General features: G+C 64.4%; 12 protein-coding genes. 6 read left to right on the forward strand and 6 right to left on the reverse strand.

Annotated elements, in window-relative coordinates:
- Positions 1–286: 286 nt before the first annotated feature.
- The 4 genes from R3D65_RS05340 to R3D65_RS05355 are packed head-to-tail and all read right to left on the reverse strand — an operon-like array spanning position 287 to position 3,750.
- On the reverse strand, positions 287–1,249 hold the full coding sequence (locus tag R3D65_RS05340) for an isopenicillin N synthase family dioxygenase (RefSeq protein WP_371274196.1): 963 nt from the start codon (positions 1,247–1,249) through the stop codon (positions 287–289).
- Positions 1,250–1,261: 12 nt separating this feature from the next.
- A complete protein-coding gene (locus R3D65_RS05345) occupies positions 1,262–2,596 on the reverse strand; it encodes an 8-oxoguanine deaminase (protein WP_371274197.1) in 1,335 nt (444 codons plus the stop codon).
- 19 nt (positions 2,597–2,615) lie between these two features.
- Positions 2,616–3,215 carry an NAD(P)H-dependent oxidoreductase gene (locus R3D65_RS05350; RefSeq protein ID WP_371274198.1) on the reverse strand — a complete coding sequence of 200 codons (600 nt, stop codon included), beginning with the start codon at positions 3,213–3,215 and terminating at the stop codon, positions 2,616–2,618.
- A gap of 43 nt (positions 3,216–3,258) precedes the next feature.
- Positions 3,259–3,750 carry a nucleoside deaminase gene (locus R3D65_RS05355; protein WP_371274199.1) on the reverse strand — a complete coding sequence of 164 codons (492 nt, stop codon included), beginning with the start codon at positions 3,748–3,750 and terminating at the stop codon, positions 3,259–3,261.
- Between the two features lie 477 nt (positions 3,751–4,227).
- On the opposite strand from R3D65_RS05355, the gene R3D65_RS05360 reads away from it, so the two are divergent.
- The 5 genes from R3D65_RS05360 (at position 4,228) to R3D65_RS05380 (ending at position 9,326) form a co-directional block, all read left to right on the forward strand.
- Entirely contained in the window at positions 4,228–5,226 is a 999-nt protein-coding gene (locus R3D65_RS05360) for an ABC transporter substrate-binding protein (protein ID WP_371274200.1), read from the forward strand.
- Between the two features lie 8 nt (positions 5,227–5,234).
- Complete coding sequence (locus R3D65_RS05365; RefSeq protein WP_371274201.1) at positions 5,235–6,008, forward strand: ABC transporter ATP-binding protein; 774 nt, start codon at positions 5,235–5,237, stop codon at positions 6,006–6,008.
- A complete protein-coding gene (locus tag R3D65_RS05370) occupies positions 5,959–6,804 on the forward strand; it encodes an ABC transporter permease (RefSeq protein ID WP_371274202.1) in 846 nt (281 codons plus the stop codon). The genes R3D65_RS05365 and R3D65_RS05370 overlap by 50 nt, the downstream gene beginning before the upstream one ends.
- A complete protein-coding gene (locus R3D65_RS05375; RefSeq protein WP_371274203.1) occupies positions 6,801–8,168 on the forward strand; it encodes an amidohydrolase family protein in 1,368 nt (455 codons plus the stop codon). The genes R3D65_RS05370 and R3D65_RS05375 overlap by 4 nt, the downstream gene beginning before the upstream one ends.
- A gap of 159 nt (positions 8,169–8,327) precedes the next feature.
- Entirely contained in the window at positions 8,328–9,326 is a 999-nt protein-coding gene (locus tag R3D65_RS05380) for an isopenicillin N synthase family dioxygenase (RefSeq protein ID WP_371274204.1), read from the forward strand.
- Between the two features lie 97 nt (positions 9,327–9,423).
- Here R3D65_RS05380 and R3D65_RS05385 read toward each other — a convergent pair whose 3' ends face one another.
- Entirely contained in the window at positions 9,424–10,167 is a 744-nt protein-coding gene (locus R3D65_RS05385; RefSeq protein WP_371274205.1) for an alpha/beta fold hydrolase, read from the reverse strand.
- Between the two features lie 3 nt (positions 10,168–10,170).
- Entirely contained in the window at positions 10,171–11,454 is a 1,284-nt protein-coding gene (locus R3D65_RS05390; RefSeq protein ID WP_371274206.1) for an isopenicillin N synthase family dioxygenase, read from the reverse strand.
- Between R3D65_RS05390 and R3D65_RS05395 the strand changes: the two genes are divergently transcribed.
- Positions 11,359–15,525, forward strand: coding sequence for a beta strand repeat-containing protein (locus tag R3D65_RS05395; protein ID WP_371274368.1), 4,167 nt, complete (start codon positions 11,359–11,361; stop codon positions 15,523–15,525). The genes R3D65_RS05390 and R3D65_RS05395 overlap by 96 nt on opposite strands.
- The last annotated feature ends 76 nt before the right edge of the window (positions 15,526–15,601 follow it).

Raw genomic sequence — 15,601 nt, forward strand, 5'->3', positions numbered from 1 at the left:
TCGGCGTGATGGACCGGCATGGCGCCATCGCTGCCACAGGAATAGCAAGCGCCATGCCAGACCTTGAAGCGAACACCATGACAATATAAAAGAATATAATATCAATAGCTTGTGGATTATGCAGGCCGAACGGGATCAGCCAGCGGCCGCTCGTCACATTCAGATCATTGATTTCTTTTTAAGCAGATATTTCACAGTGGCGCTTCTTTAAGCATTTGTAATGCGATTGCATACAGAAAAAGGCCGGCACTGCTGCCGGCCCCTGCCTTCCAGAGCCTGTCTCCGCTCAGGCCAGCCCGCTCTTGGCATAGGTCGGGTTGAGCCGGCTTTCCAGGTAGTCCGCCCCGCTGATCGGCGGGTATCTTGCCGGTCGTCCAGGCCCCGTGCAGGTCGGCAGGCATTGCACGGCGGCATCCGGGTTCGGATCGAGAAAGAAGGCGACGGAGAAACGCTCGCGTCCGGCCGGATTGACCACCCGGTGCGGCGTCGAGACATAGGTGTCATTGGTCCAGCGCATCAGGCAGTCGCCGATATTGCAGACATAGGCGCCCGGCACATGCGGCGCTGCCAGCCACGCGCCATCGCGGGTACGCACTTCCAGCCCGCCTGCATCGTCCGTCATCAACAGGGTGACGCATCCATAATCGGTATGCTCTCCAGCGCCGAGTTGACCGGCCTCCATCGTGGCCGGACGCTCCGGGTAATGCAGCAGCCGCAAGGTCGCCAGCGGACGGTCGAGCTTGTCCTCGAAAAAATCTGCCGGCATGGAAAGATCGGTCGCGAAGGCACGGTGCAGAAGCCGTCCCAGCCCCCAGACCGCGTCGAAATAGGCCAGCATGGTATCGCGGAAGGCCGCCCGCTCCGGCCAGAGGTTCAACGCCCGGAACCGCGCGCCGTTGAGGATCTCGGGATCGTCCGATGCAAGCTCCAGCCCCACGTTGAAGGCCTCCTTCACATCGGCCGGCTTGCCCGGATCGAGCGATTCCCCACCCATGGGGATAAAGCCGCGATTGCCGGATGCCGCGGAATAGAGCGCCTTTCGCTTGTCCGCTTCCGGCGCGGCGAAAAACCGCTGCGCCTCGGAAAACACGTCGGCGATCAACCCGTCCTGAACGCCGTGGCCAGTGATGTAGAAAAAGCCGATGCCGCGGCAGGCCTCTCCGATTTCACCGGCCACCCGCGCCAGTCCCTCGCAACCGCCACTGCGCAGGGGCGTCAGGTCGATGACCGGGATGTCCGCATTCGCCATCATGGTCTCCTGTCAGGCAAAGACCCGCGCCGCAGCGCTGTGGTCGGCAATCAGTTTCTTGACATCGAGGCCGGGAATGGCCCCGTCGATGACCCGCCATTGGCCGGCCACCATCACCCGGTCGGCCCGGCTGGCGCCGCAATGCACCAGAGCGGCGATCGGGTCATGCGCACCGGAAAAACGCAGCTCGTCCAGCGTGAACAAGGCAAGATCCGCCTGCTTGCCCACCGCGATCTCACCGATGTCGGACCGTCCGAGACACCGGGCCGAGCCCGCCGTGGCCCAGCGAAGCGCATCGCGATGGGTGATGCGCTCGGCCGAAGCGTAGCCCAGCCGGTTGACCATCAGCGCATGGCGCACCTCTTCCATCAGGTTGGAGGAATCGTTGGAGGCGGAACCATCCACGCCGAGCCCTACCGGGCTGCCGGCTGCCTCCAGATCCAGCGTCTTGCAGAAGCCCGACGCCAGCACCGCGTTGGAGGTCGGGCAATGGCAGACGCCCACACCGTGCCGGCCCAGTTTCTCGCAATCCTCGCAGGTGAAATGAATGCCATGCGCCAGCCAGACGCGCGGTTGCAACCAGTTGCAATCCTCCAGCCAGTCGATCGGCCGGTAGCCGAATGCGGCCTTGCAGAAGTCCTCCTCGTCCTTCGTCTCGGCCAGATGCGTATGCAGCCGGCAATCGTATTTCTCCGCCAGGTCCGCGCTGCCGCGCATCACGCCGATACCGACATTGAACGGCGCGCAGGGCGCCAGCGCGATCTGCGTCATCGCCCCCTCGGACGTGTCATGGTACTTGCGCAAGACCCGTTCGCTGTCGGCCAGGATCGTGTCCTCGTCCTGGACGATGGTGTCGGACGGAATCGCCCCGTCTTTCTGCGACAGCGAAAGCGAACCGCGCGCCACCGTGGTGCGGATGCCGAGCGCCCGCGCTTCCTCGACCTCGATATCGGTGGCGTCCTCCAGCCCCTCGTAATGCATGTAATTGTGATCCATGGCCGTCGTGCAGCCAGACAGCAGCAATTCGGCATAGGCCAGTCGCGCGCCGACGCGGAACATGTCGCGGTTCAGCCGGCTCCAGATCGGGTAGAGCGCCACCAGCCAGGGGAACAGTTCCTTGTCGCGCGCCACAGGATGCGCCCGGCACAGTGTCTGGAAGAAATGGTGGTGTGTGTTTATCAGCCCCGGCAGCACGACATGGCGCGAGGCATCGAAGGTCTCGTCCACAGGCTGCGAAGGCACCCCGCCGCTCGCTACGAGCTCGACGATGCGGCTGTCCTCGACGACCAGTCCTCCGCCGGCATCGTCGGCGAGGATGGCAAGCGGGGTCTTGATCCAGGTTCTCAAGGGCGGCTCTCCGGAAGGGTCATGCAGGGCCGAGAAAGGCGGGCAGACGGGTGGCGACACGGTCGAGGAAGGCGGCACGGCTGGCGGGCGTCGAGACGTCCATCAGGTAATGCGCCAGGAAAAGCGTCCGGCAGCGCCGCGCGAACAGCGCGCGAAGGCCGCGAAGAACGGTCTTCTTGCCGGGATGACCGACAAGGATGGACCACCAGCGCGGCGCGCCGCAGGTGGTGATCACGGCACAGCGGGTGATGTTGGTGAGCAGCGGGCGGATCGGCGCGTTGTCCGGCGATACGGCAAAGGCCAGCCCCGGCGTGAAGACCCGGTCGAACCAGCCCTTGAGCATGGCAGGCAGGCCGTACCACCAGGTCGGGTAGATGACGACGAGCGCCTCTGCCTCCGCCAGCCGCGCCGCATGACCCGGCAGCGGATGGTCGTTGCGCGTCATGTCATTGTAGCGCCGCCGTTCGTCCGCGCCCATGACCGGATCGAAGTTCTCGGCATGGAGATCCAGCCAGTCCACCGCATGGCCGGCCGCCGCGACAGCCTCGCGGGCCTTGGCCGCAACGGCCAGGACATAGCTTTCGGGCACCGGGTGGCAGACGACCATGAGCACCTTCATGAAAGGCTGCTCCGGCCGCCTGCTTGCCCGGGTCCGCGCCGCATCATTCCTCTCCGGTCCAGAAGCCTTCGTGCACGGCTGCGGATTCCTCCGCCAGCATCGGCCCCTCGACCGTGACCTTGCGCTGTCCAGCGGCAAACACGTCGCGGCAGGGCAGGTCCATGGTCAGGTTTTCGGGATCGGGGCCGATCAGGTCCTTGAGCGCCTTTTCGCTCATCCCATGCACGACATGGCCCACCCCGGCCCAGTAGACCGAACCGGCGCACATCGCGCAGGGTTCGGCGCTGGTGACCATGGTGCAATCTGCCAGTTCCTCCGCCGTAAACCGCAAGGAGGCTTCCGTCATCAGATTGCGCTCGGCATGGCCCGTCCGGTCGCCCTTCGTCCCGCAGGTATTCATCGCCTCCAGCAGGATGCCCCCGTCCGGCCCGGCCAGGAGCGCGCCGAAGGGATGATCGCCGCGCGCCCGCGATTCCCGGGCCAGTTCGATGGTGCGGCGCAAAAGCGCCTCCTTGCGGTCTTGTGATAGGATCATGCAGCACCTGCCTTTCACGCGAAAGCTAACGCCACGGCGCGATGCCGCGCAAGTCGTTTTGCGCATGATTTGTTCATTTTGTCGATTTGCATATTTTTTATTCAAGAGTTGACGCATTTACGGTCACCGCCAATGCCGGCACTGAAGGCTGCGGCCTGTTTGGCACAGGGATTTTCCATGTTTTTCAGTATTTTGCCCGGCCTTCAGAAAATCTGGCACGGCCCATGCATTGTGTTCTTCACGAGTAGAAGCGGTCAGGGTCAACCCCGGGACATTGCTCGCCAAGGTCAGAATCTGTCCGGAGGCGAACCGTGCCGAACCCTGAAGTCTTCCTCTCCCATCCTCCCCCACGGCAGCGCCGGTTGATGCCCTCATGGGCCTTTGCCGGTTTTCCCTATTCCCCCGGCCCCGTTCGGTCTGCCCGCCATGAAGAGGCTCATTCCGAACAGGGCCATCACTGACAGGAAGGTCATTGACATGCTGAAGACGCTTACAGCCAGACTTGCCGCCGGCGCCATGGCGCTCGCCGCCCTCTCGCTTCCCGCCGGCGCGGCCGACAAGGTCACTTACCAGCTCGACTGGCTCCCCGGCGGTGACAAGGCGCCCATCTATGTCTGCGTCCAGAAGGGCTTCTGTGCCGATGCCGGCCTCGATGTTTCCATCGAGCAGGGCCGCGGTTCGTCCGAGGCCATCACCAAGATCGCCACCGGCACGTCCGACATCGGCTCGGCCGACATTGGCGCGCTGATGGCCGCCCGCGTCAACGAAGGCGTTCCGGTCACCGCCGTCATGTCGCTGTTCAACAAGGGCCCGCATGCGTTCTATACATTGAAGGGCAATGGCATCGAGGCCATCGGCGACGTCAAGGGCAAGAAGATCGCCACCTCGCCCTTCACCTCGTCCAACGTCTTCCTGCCACTGGTTCTGGCCGACATCGGTCTGAGCGAAGGGGATATCACGCTGACGAAATCCGATCCCGGCGCGCTCGGCCCGCTGCTGATGACCGGCGGCGCCGACGCCATCATCGCCTGGGTCACCGACGTGTCGCGCTACACCGGCCAGGCGAAGGAAGCCGGCAAGGAGATCGTCGTCATGCCGTGGTCGGCCGCCGGTCTCGAACTCTATTCGGCATCGCTGATCGCCTCCGACAAATTCCTTGCCGAGCGCCCGGATGTGGCCAGGCGCTTCATCGAGGCCTTCCGCAAGTCGGTCGAATTCGTCAGGGAAAACCCGACCGAGGCGGCCGCCGCCGTCACCGCCACGGTGCCGGAGTTGAAGTCGGAAGCTGTCGAGGGCTCGGTCAACGACACGCTCGTGTTGATCTTCAACGACGTGACCGAGGCAGACGGCCTGGGCGTGTTCAAGCCCGAACGCCTCAAGGCCACCTGGGAGCGCGTCTCCAGGGCACAGGGCCTCGACACGGCCAAGCTCGATCCCGAAACCGTCGTCAACCGTGCCTTCGTGCCGGGAAGCTGAGGTTCATCATGGAAACCACCCCCGCGCTTCGCTTCAAGGCCACCGGCCAGATTTTCGAAACCGCGTCCGGCAGGCTGGAAGCCCTGCGCGGGGTCGACATGACCGTCAGCCGCCACGAATTCGTGGCGGTTCTCGGACCGTCCGGCTGCGGCAAGTCCACCCTGCTGCGCCTCACCGCCGGGCTGCTCGCCCCGACATCCGGCTCGGCCGAGGTCTTTGGCCTGCCGGTCAGCGGCCCGCGGGATGATATCGGCATCGTGTTCCAGAAGCCCACGCTTCTGCCCTGGGCCACCATCGAGGACAATGTCGTCTTCCCGATCCGCCACAAGCAGGGCCGCGTCGGCGTGGAAGACAGGGCGCGCGCGCGTGAACTCATCACCATGGTGGGCCTTGAGGGCTTCGAGCGCCGCCTGCCCTCCGAACTTTCAGGCGGCATGCAGCAGCGTGTCGGCATCGCCCGCGCCCTTCTGCTCGACCCGGATATCCTGCTGATGGACGAGCCTTTTTCCGCCCTCGATGCGCTGACACGCGAGGAAATGGGCTTCGAGCTTCTGCGCATCTGGCAGGAGCGGCCCAAGACGGTTCTGTTCATCACCCATTCCATCTCGGAGGCCGTGTTGCTGGCCGACCGCGTGCTCGTCATGAGCGAGCGGCCAGGCCGCATCATCGAGGATCTTCCCGTCCCCCTGCCCCGGCCGCGCACGGTCGAAACCACGTCGTCAAAGGTGATGCATGACTTCTCCGGCCATCTCCGCAGCCTCCTCCTCAAGCGCGCGGCCTGAGCGGACCGTGCCCGCGCCGGCCCTTTGGCAGCGCCTCGCTGCCTCGCCGGTCTTCCGGCCCGTGGCCACCTTCCTTGTCGTTCTGCTGGTCTGGGAGGGCGCGGCACGGCTGTTGGCAATTCCCTCCTTCGTGCTGCCGGCGCCAAGCCGCATTGCCGAAGGCTTTTCCTCCATTCCGCCCGGCCGCTGGTTCGAGCATGTCTGGGCCACCCTGCGTGTCGCGCTGATCGGTTATGCGGTCTCCATTCTCGTCGCACTTCCCATCGCCATGGCGCTGACGCGGTCGAAATTCATGTCGGACAGCTTCTATCCGCTGCTCGTCGTCATCCAGTCAACGCCGGTTGTCGCCGTCGCCCCCATCATCATCGTTGCGCTCGGGTCGGGTGACGCGCCACGCATCGTCATCACCTTCCTTATCACCTTCTTCCCGCTGGTCGTCTCCATGACCACGGGCATGCAGGCCACGCCGGGCGAACTCATCGAACTGTCGCGCTCGCTGCGCGCCCCGGCCTGGAGGGAATTCACCCATATCCGCATTCCCTACGCCATTCCCTACATCTTTTCCGGCCTGAAGATTTCCATCACGCTCGCCGTCATCGGCGCTGTCGTGGCCGAGTTCGTGGCCGCGGAAAAGGGCATCGGCTTCTTCATCCAGTTCTCCACCTCCATGTTCCAGGTGCCGCAGGCATGGGCAGGGCTTGCCATTCTCGTGGTCATGTCGCTTGCCCTGTTCCAGGCGGTGTCGGTCAGCCAGCGCCTGTTCTTCCCCTGGAGCCTGCCGAAGGGGAACAGATGACGGATTTCCTCATTGCCGATGCCGACGCCATCCTGACCGGCAGGACCGGCGATACAGCAAGGGCGCAGGGCGCAATCCGGGTGCGCGGCGGCCGCATCGCAGCGATTGGCGACCTCGCGCCGGAACCCGGCGAGCGCATTGTCGATGCGTCCGGCTGCGTCGTCGCGCCGGGCCTCGTCAACACCCATCACCACCTGTTCCAGTCGATCCTCAAGGCCGTGCCCGCCGGCATGAACGAGGCGCTGGCCGCCTGGCTGCGCCTCGTGCCCTATACCTATTGGGACCGGCTGACCGGCCCCCTGATGCAGACGGCGGCGAAGGTCGGCATGGCGGAACTCGTCCTGTCGGGCTGCACCACCATCGCCGACCACCACTACTTCTATTCCGACCGCTACGACTTCGATCCCGGCGAAATCCTGTTCGACATGGCGGATCGCTTCGGCATACGCTTCGTGCTCTGCCGCGGCGGCGCCACCAAGGCCCGCGCCTTCGACAGCGCCGACATCACGCCCCTGCCCACCGAACCGCTGGCCGCGATGATCGCGGCGGTGGAGCGCGATGCGAAACGCTGGCACGATGCCGCCCCCGATGCCATGCGCCGCGTCGTCATGGCGCCGACAACGCCGACCTTTTCCCTGCACGAGCATGAACTGAGGCAGATCGCCGCCGCCGCGCGAGGCCTTGGGCTTAGGCTGCACAGCCACCTGTCGGAAAACATGGACTACGTGAACCACACGATGGGACACTACGGCAAACGGCCCGTGGACTGGCTGGCGGGCCATGACTGGCTTGGCCCGGATGTCTGGTTCGCGCACCTGGTCGAATGCACCCCCGGCGAGGTGAAGCTGCTGGCGGAAACGGGCACCGGCATGGCCCATTGCCCGCAGGCCAATGCGCGGCTGGGCTCCGGCATCGCTCCGGCAGACCTGCTGCACAGCCTGGGCGGTGCGGTTTCGCTCGCCGTGGACGGCGCCGCTGCCAACGAGGCCGCCGACATGGCCTCCGCGCTTTATGCCGCCTTCTCGGTCCACCGCGCTGCGAAAGGCGTGACGGCGACAACGGCGCAAACCGTTCTGCACTGGGCCACCGCCGGAGGCGCGAAGGTGCTGGGCCTGGAGGCCATTGGCACGCTGGAACCGGGCAAGGCCGCCGACATCGTGCTCTTCGACCTGAACGCACCGCGCTATTTCGGCCAGCATGACCGCGCCATCGCACCCGTCATCTCGGGCGGCGACATGCGCGTGCGCGCCAGCTTCGTCGCCGGCCGGCCGCTGGTCGAGAACGGCCGCATCCCCTGGCTCGACCTGGACGCGCTCGGCGCCGAGGCGCTGGCCGCCGTTCAGACCATCGCCCGCAAGGCATAGGAGGCACCGGACACCGGCACGAGGGCCCGTCCCGCCCGCACCACGCCAAGGGAGTAGAAGCAGTCAACGCCCCCGGTCGACAGCCGCCGGGACGCCGGTCATTGCTCCTTTTTCTTCACGCGGCAGCGCTGCGGCGCGCCGCAACGGACATCTGGAGACATGAACATGCAGACCGCACCCAAACAGGATTACAGCCTTGCCGAACTGAACCGCGAAGCCACCATCGGCGGCATGGGAACGACCGTGGCGCGCGACGTACCGAGGATCGACCTGTCCGACTTTGCCCGCCGCAAGCACGAGATCGCCGACCAGCTCTGGGCCGCTTCGGTGGAGATCGGCTTCTTCCAGCTCGTCAACCATGGCATTCCGCAGGCCTGGATCAACGAGGCCTTCGACATGACGGCGAAGTTCTTCGACCTGCCCATGGAGGCAAAGGCGAGGATGCCGCTTCTCAAGGGCACCAATGCCGGCTGGGAATACAAGGCGCAGGTGCGCCCCTCCACCGGCACAGCCGACAACAAGGAAAGCTACCAGATCACCCTGCCGCGCATGGAAACCCTGTGGCCGGACGCCCATGACCTGCCCGGCTTCAAGGCTCTCATGCTTGCCTTCGAGCGTGCCAACTGGGCGCTGGGCATGAAGGTCCTGTCCTGCTTCGCCCTGAAACTGGGCTTCCACGAGGACTTCTTCACAGAGGCCCACGATCCGATGAGTCCGCAATACCAGTCAACGCTGCGCCTCTTGCATTACCTGCCCATGGAGAATGCCAAGCCGGAGGATTTCACCGGCTGGCGCGCCGGCGCCCATTCCGATTTCGACTGCCTGACCATCCTGCACCAGAAGGTTGGCCAGGGCGGATTGCAGGTCTGCCCCGGCAAGGATCACGAGACCCATGCCTGGACGGATGTGGAGCCGGCAGAAGGCGTCATCACCTGCAATATCGGCGACATGCTGATGCGCTGGAGCGACGACCAGCTTCAGTCGACGCTGCACCGGGTGCGCATGCCGCGCGCAGACGAATATCTCGGCCCACGCTACTCGCTGCCCTTCTTCTGCCAGGCCAACAAGGATGCCGTGATCCAGGGGCCACAGAAGCGGTATCCGCCGATCACGGCGCATGACTATCTGCAGGAGCGCATCCGCGCCAACGCGCTTTAGCATTTTGCAGTCAGGCGAAGTCGCCTGGCGTCGCACAAATGCGAAAAAGAAAAAGCATTTTGCAGGCAGGCGAAATTGCCTGGCGTCTCCGCCGCGCTCAGCCCCCCTTGAGCCAGGGAATGAGTGCGGCGGCCAGTTTCGCCGGCATGCTCGCCTGCGGCACATGCCCGGCATTGAGCGACACCCGCCAGGCGCCGGGCACCATGTCCTGCATGCGCCGCTGCAATTCATGGGCAACGGAGAGATCGCGCAGGCATTCCACATAGAGGCGCGGGATCCGCCCGAACCGCCCTGCCGTCCAGTTGGCGGCAATCGTCCGTCCGTTCTCGCCCTGCGGCGTCAGCCTTTGCGCCAGCCGGAGCCCGGACGGATAGGCAAGATCGTTGAGAAAGATTCGTGCCCCGGCCTCCGGCGGCACCGCACTGACAAGCCCCGGCTTCGGCCAGGTCAGATGCGCCCCGATGCCGACAAGGCCCCGGTCGCGGGCGCGTTCACGGCGCAACAGGTCGCCGAAGGTCATGGCCGGCGGCAGCATCATGCCAGCGAGGTAGGTGAGCCGCGACACCCGGTCCGGGTGCCGTTCCGCCAATGCGGACGCCACGATACCGCCACCCGAATGGCCGATCACCGACACCGGCCCCGGCATGGTCTCCAGCACGGATTCCAGATGATCGAGATAGGCCGGCAGGCTGGCCGATTCCGGCGCATTGCCATCCGCGCCATTGCCGGGCAGGTCGACCGCATGCGCTTTCAGGCCGGCGGCCTGAAGCAGCGGCAGCAGCTTGTCCCACACCCAACTGCCCTGCCATGCCCCGTGAATGAGAAGAACCGGATCCGCCATCACTCAACCCACATAGGTCTTGCGATACATGGCCATGAGATGGTCCTCGACCCGGATCGGCGGGTATTTTGCCGTTTCGCCCGGCTCCAGGCATGTGGGGATGCAGGCGACTTCGAAATCCGGATTGCCGGAAAAGAAGAAGGGCACGGAATAGCGTTCGCGCCCGGAGGTGTTGATGACACGATGCAGGGTCGAGCGGTATCGGTCATTGGTCCATCGCGCGATCATGTCGCCAAGATTGATGACGAAGGTTCCGCCAAGCGGCGGCGCGTCGATCCAGCGCCCGGTTTCATTGTCCATGACCTGCAAACCGCCATTGTCGTCCTGCGCCAGCAGGGTCAGGCCGCCGAAATCGGTATGGGCGCCCGCACCCAGCAGATCGTCGCCCGCCTGCGGCGGATGCGGCGGGTAATGCAGGAGCCTCAGGATGGCCAGCGGTTCGCGGCAGAAACCGTCGAAATGGCTTTCCGGCAGGTCGAGCGACAGCGCGATTCCGCGCATCAGCCGTTCCGAAAGGTCGAGAAGCGCGGCGAACCAGGCATTCATCACCGGCTTGAAGGCCGGCAGGTCGGCAGGCCACTGGTTCGGCCCGCGATTGAAGCGCCGCGCCACGGTGCGCGGATCGTCCTCTGCCAGTTCCAGGCCGATATAATAGCCTTCCTTGAGGTCTGCTTGCGCGCCGGGCTGCAACGTCTGCCCGCCGAGAACCTCGTAGCCGCGGTTGCAGAACGAGTGCGCCTTGTCCACCGCCAGCTTTCTGTCCAGCGGCTGCTCGAAAAAGCGCCTGCTCTCGGCAAACACCGCTTCCCGCAGGCCATCGGGAATGCCATGGCCGGTGCAGTAGAGAAATCCGGACGTCAGGCACGCATCGCGAATTTGCAAACCGACCGCCCTGCGTTTTGCCGGGTCTGAAGAAGAGAGAGCCGACACGTCGATGATGGGCAAGCTGGCACCCTGACGGCCTGACGCTGCCCTTTTTGCCTGTTCCATAAGCACATGCTCCGGTTCTGGTGGCATCACGGCCATCGGAGCAAGCTTCAGGCCAGTTGCACGGCCAGAGACCGGCATCCGGACCTTATTTGCGCATAAACACTGGCAACATAGATTGCCGTTGATGTTCATTATCAGACTGGCCCGGGCCATGCGCTCCGCTGGCCGGTCTCCGTGGCGTTGGCAAGGGGGCGCATCGCAATGGCAGTTTACGACCGGCAACGGCGCGCCAGGCGCGCGCTCCTGTCTTCCGTGGCATTTGCCGCAGGCCTCGCATCCACCGCCAGTCCGGTTCATGCCAACGAGGTCTATATCGGCGGAGTGCTGTGTACGGACTGCGTGGATGACACTACCGGGAAAATCTTCGAATATTCAATGGACAAGAACAAATCCGTCATCGTCAATATCGATACGGCTCCCATCGGCTCCGCATTGGCTCCGGTCAGCGCATTCGCGGTCGCCGTATACGCGGGCGGCTACCAGGAAGTGAACGCGACGCAGGATATCGCTGCAAGTCTGAACGCGATTTGGCTCGATTCCTTTGACCTGGCGTCCAGCGGAATGGGCGCGACGGTGAACACCTCCGGCACTTTGACATCCTCCAGCGGAACCGCGCTGGAAGTGTCCGAGATTACCGGCCCCGTCACCATCGATGGCGGCGATACGGGTACGGTTGTCGCTGACAATTACGGCATTGATGCCGACATGATCTATGGTCCGGTCACGATCAGCGACTTCGCCTCGGTTGCCGGCAGGGAACTGTCCGTTTTCGCCTATGCCACCGGCGATATCAGCATCCAGGGTATCGCTCAGGTCGGCAATGCAGACAGTTCCGGGCTCGGGGTCGAGGCAATCTCGATCTATGGCGGCAATATCGACATCGGCGGCGTCAAGGCCATCGGTTCTGTCACAGCCTATTCGCGCGGCATCAGCACATCCACATACGGCTCTGGCACGACCACCATTCGCGTCAATGGCGACGTTGATAGCGGTTTGGACGGAATCAACGCATCGGGCCAGGAAGGCAAGATCGCCATCACGGTCGATGGCAGCGCGGTCGAAACCAGCCACGGGACCGCCATCGGCGCCACATCCACCACGGGCGACATCAGCATAGCCGGGACGGAAGGCGCGACGCTGGCAGGCAAATTGCTCGGTCTCGATGCGAAGACGGGCGGCGGAGATATCACCATTTCCGGCTTCGGTTCGATTACCGGTTCCGAGCGCGCGCTGGAGGCCACGAGTGGCGGCGGCGACATCGCCATCACCGGTAACGGCCTCGCTGGCGGCATCATCTCGACCGGCGGAGACGGCATCCACGCCAATGGCGAGAAAGGAAATTCAAGTGTCCTCATTTCGGGCAATGGCGTGATTTCTGCCGGCAAGAACGGCATCGATGCACGGGCCTTCGGCACCGGAACGAACACCATCTCTCTCGTTGACGATGTGACCGGCGGCACCAACGGCATTCTCGCCAGAAGCCAGCAGGGCGAAAACACGGTGACGGTCGATGGCGCCACGGTCACAGGCTTCAGCGGCGCCGCGATCAGCACCTATTCATCGACCGGAAAGACGACGGTGACCGGCAGCAATGGCGCAACGCTTTCCGGCAGGGCACTTGGTCTTTATACGTGGACCGAAGGCGGCGATATCGTCATTTCCGGCTTCGACTCCGTGACCGCCTATGGCAATGGCATTGTTGCCGATAGCGGCGGCAGCGACATCACCATCACCGGCAACGGCCTTGCAGGCGGCATCACCTCAACCAGCAACAATGCCATCATTGCCGATACAGGTGAATCCGACGGCAATATCCTGATTTCAGGCAACGGCGCGATCACAGCCGATGAATATGCGATCATGTCCTCAAGCTGGAACCTGGGATGGACCAGGATCGAAACGGCCGACAATGTCACCGGCGGCACCTACGGCATCAATGCCTCATCCCAACAGGGCGATATCGAAATTACCGTCGATGGCGCAGAGGTGAGGGCGACCCAAGGTACGGCCATCGAGACCGATACCATTGCGGGCAAGACCACGATCACCGGCCGCAACGGCGCCACGCTGCACGCGACCGAACGCGGCATCCGGGTCGATTCCGCCGGCGGCGACATCGCCATTTCCGGCTTCGGCGCGATCTCGTCGAACGACACGGCCGTCGACATCTACAATGGCGGCGGTGATGTTTCCGTCACCGGTGTGGGTCTGAACGGCGGCATCACATCTGAGACCGGCAGCGGCATCCGCGTCTATCCGACCGAACCCGGTGGAGACATCCTGATATCCGGCAATGGCCCCATAACGGCACATCAAGGAGGCATTGAAGCCGCCGCAACGGGCAAGGGAACATTGACCATTGCGGCCAGCCGCAACGTCTCGGGTCGCGGTGCGGGCATCTTTGCCGCAACCAGCCAGGGCAGCCTCGATATCGATATCGCTCCCGACGTGACAGTCACCAGCGATAGCGATGGCGGGATCGGCATCACAACCCAGGCTGTGAATGGTGGCTCCGCGACTGTGGATATCGCGCCTCATGCAATGGTTCAGGGGAAAATAGCCGGGTTGTTCCTGTACGCCGACTCCGGCTCAACCGAAACCCGGATCACCAATGCCGGCATCATACGCAATGTCGACGACACGGGCGCCAGCGATGACGCCCCTGCGGCTGCCCTTCTCAGCGCGGGAACCAGCGTCCTGGACAATTCCGGCTTCGTTGTCGGCGCGCTCGTGTCGAGCGGCAAAGCCTTCACCGTCAACAACCTCGACGGCGGGGCATGGTATGCGTCAACGGTAAACGGGTTTGGCGCAAGCTCCGATATACTGAACAATGCCGGCACGGTCTTCCTTCGCGACGGCGCGACCTCCTTCGACGGTCTGGAAACCTTCCTGAACAAGGCGGGCGGCCATGTCGACATGAGCTACGGCGCACAGGCCACCGACAGCCTTGCCGTGGTCAACCTGGCATCCGAATCCGGCGCCCGCTACACGTTCGACTTCGACGCCAGGGCCGCCAACAACAGCGGAACCGGCTTCGACCAGACGTCCAGCGGCCTTGGCACGGCCGATACCATCACCGTCAGTGGTACGGTGGCACCGGCTGCGGGAACGCTGGTTGACATCAATCTCGTCAATGGCATTCCGACCAGCCTGACCGGCTCCGTTTCACTGATTTACACCGGCATCGATCTGGCTGCACCCGAACCGGGCGAGGCCATCACCGCATCGCAATACTACGCCTTTGGCACGGCCACGACGCTGGCACGCACGCTCTATCATCTTGTCGATGACGGAAAGGGCGGGCTTTATCTGCAATGGGCGCCCCTTGCGACGCCGCGGACGCTGGGCGGCTATTTCGGCGGCGACCTGTCGCAGGAGGACGGGTCGGCGACCTCCGCCGCCATCATCGCCAGCGCTGCCGCGCCCTTTGCTGCCGTCGGCGGCATCGGCGGTGCGGGTGGTCCGGCAGGCGGCGGGGCGGCCAGCTTCGTTGCCGACCGCGCTGCATCCGCTTCCGCCCGGGCCGGCGATCTCGGCCGGGTTGCCAATTTCTCGGCCCGCCGTGGCGGCTCCGGCAACAATCCATCCTGCGGGACAGGCCGGCCTTTCCAGGCTTGGACACAGGGCGGTGGCGGCGCATTGTCCGGCGGCCCCGCCCGGGGCGAGCGCTACGCGGTTTCCTTCGGCATCGAGCGCGACCTTGCCGACATGACCGGCATGGCCTGCGGCCAGCTCGCTGCCGGTCTTTTCGGCGGGTTGGGTCGTGCGCACAGCGAATGGGGCACGGGCACGTCCGATACCGCGAGCCGCGTGACCGGCGGATATCTGAACTACGTTTCCGAAAACGGATTCTACATGAGCGCGCTGGGCGCGGTCTCCTGGAGCAGCACCGGCATCGACAATGCGCTGTTCGGATCGACAGCCGAACAGTCCTCCATCGGCGTCGCCGGCATTGCCGCCGTCGGTCATGTCATGCCGCTCACCATGGATTCGGCCATCGACTGGCGCGCCTATGCCGCCCATGGTCTTGTCGACGGCGACGGCTTCACAGACACGCTCGGCGTTGTGAACGATGGCAGTGAAGCCCGGATCACGACCTTCGGACTGTCGGCGGCCTACCGGCATGGCTTCTCCGACCGCATGCGCGGTTTCGCGCAAGCCGGGGTAAAGTGGGCGCGGGTCGATCGGAAGGCCTCGGCCTTCGGCACGGCCTACCGGGGCGCAACGGAGGCGCTTTTCGGAAGCGTCGCGGCCGGCTTTTCAGATCAACTGACAGCACAGGCAAGCCTCGCCGCCTCCATCCACGCCGATTTTTCCGCCGGCACCATCGCCTATGGTGGCGATGTCCGGTTCCGGTTGCGCTTCTGACAGCGCCGGGCAACGGGTCCGGCGCACAGGACCGGAGGGGTCCGGCCAGGCTGTGTTCTTCCTGACCGGAACCAGG

The sequence above is a fragment of the Zhengella sp. genome (assembly GCF_041397485.1).
Taxonomy (GTDB): domain Bacteria; phylum Pseudomonadota; class Alphaproteobacteria; order Rhizobiales; family Rhizobiaceae; genus Zhengella.

What these genes read in the sequence shown, in the direction of transcription:
- R3D65_RS05365 (WP_371274201.1), top strand. Translation starts at nt 5,235, where the DNA reads ATGGAAACCACCCCCGCGCTTCGCTTCAAGGCCACCGGCCAGATTTTC.
- R3D65_RS05385 (WP_371274205.1), bottom strand. Translation starts at nt 10,167, where the DNA reads ATGGCGGATCCGGTTCTTCTCATTCACGGGGCATGGCAGGGCAGTTGG.
- R3D65_RS05340 (WP_371274196.1), bottom strand. Translation starts at nt 1,249, where the DNA reads ATGGCGAATGCGGACATCCCGGTCATCGACCTGACGCCCCTGCGCAGT.
- R3D65_RS05380 (WP_371274204.1), top strand. Translation starts at nt 8,328, where the DNA reads ATGAACATGCAGACCGCACCCAAACAGGATTACAGCCTTGCCGAACTG.
- R3D65_RS05390 (WP_371274206.1), bottom strand. Translation starts at nt 11,454, where the DNA reads ATGAACCGGACTGGCGGTGGATGCGAGGCCTGCGGCAAATGCCACGGA.
- R3D65_RS05350 (WP_371274198.1), bottom strand. Translation starts at nt 3,215, where the DNA reads ATGAAGGTGCTCATGGTCGTCTGCCACCCGGTGCCCGAAAGCTATGTC.
- R3D65_RS05395 (WP_371274368.1), top strand. Translation starts at nt 11,359, where the DNA reads ATGGCAGTTTACGACCGGCAACGGCGCGCCAGGCGCGCGCTCCTGTCT.
- R3D65_RS05375 (WP_371274203.1), top strand. Translation starts at nt 6,801, where the DNA reads ATGACGGATTTCCTCATTGCCGATGCCGACGCCATCCTGACCGGCAGG.
- R3D65_RS05360 (WP_371274200.1), top strand. Translation starts at nt 4,228, where the DNA reads ATGCTGAAGACGCTTACAGCCAGACTTGCCGCCGGCGCCATGGCGCTC.
- R3D65_RS05370 (WP_371274202.1), top strand. Translation starts at nt 5,959, where the DNA reads ATGACTTCTCCGGCCATCTCCGCAGCCTCCTCCTCAAGCGCGCGGCCT.
- R3D65_RS05355 (WP_371274199.1), bottom strand. Translation starts at nt 3,750, where the DNA reads ATGATCCTATCACAAGACCGCAAGGAGGCGCTTTTGCGCCGCACCATC.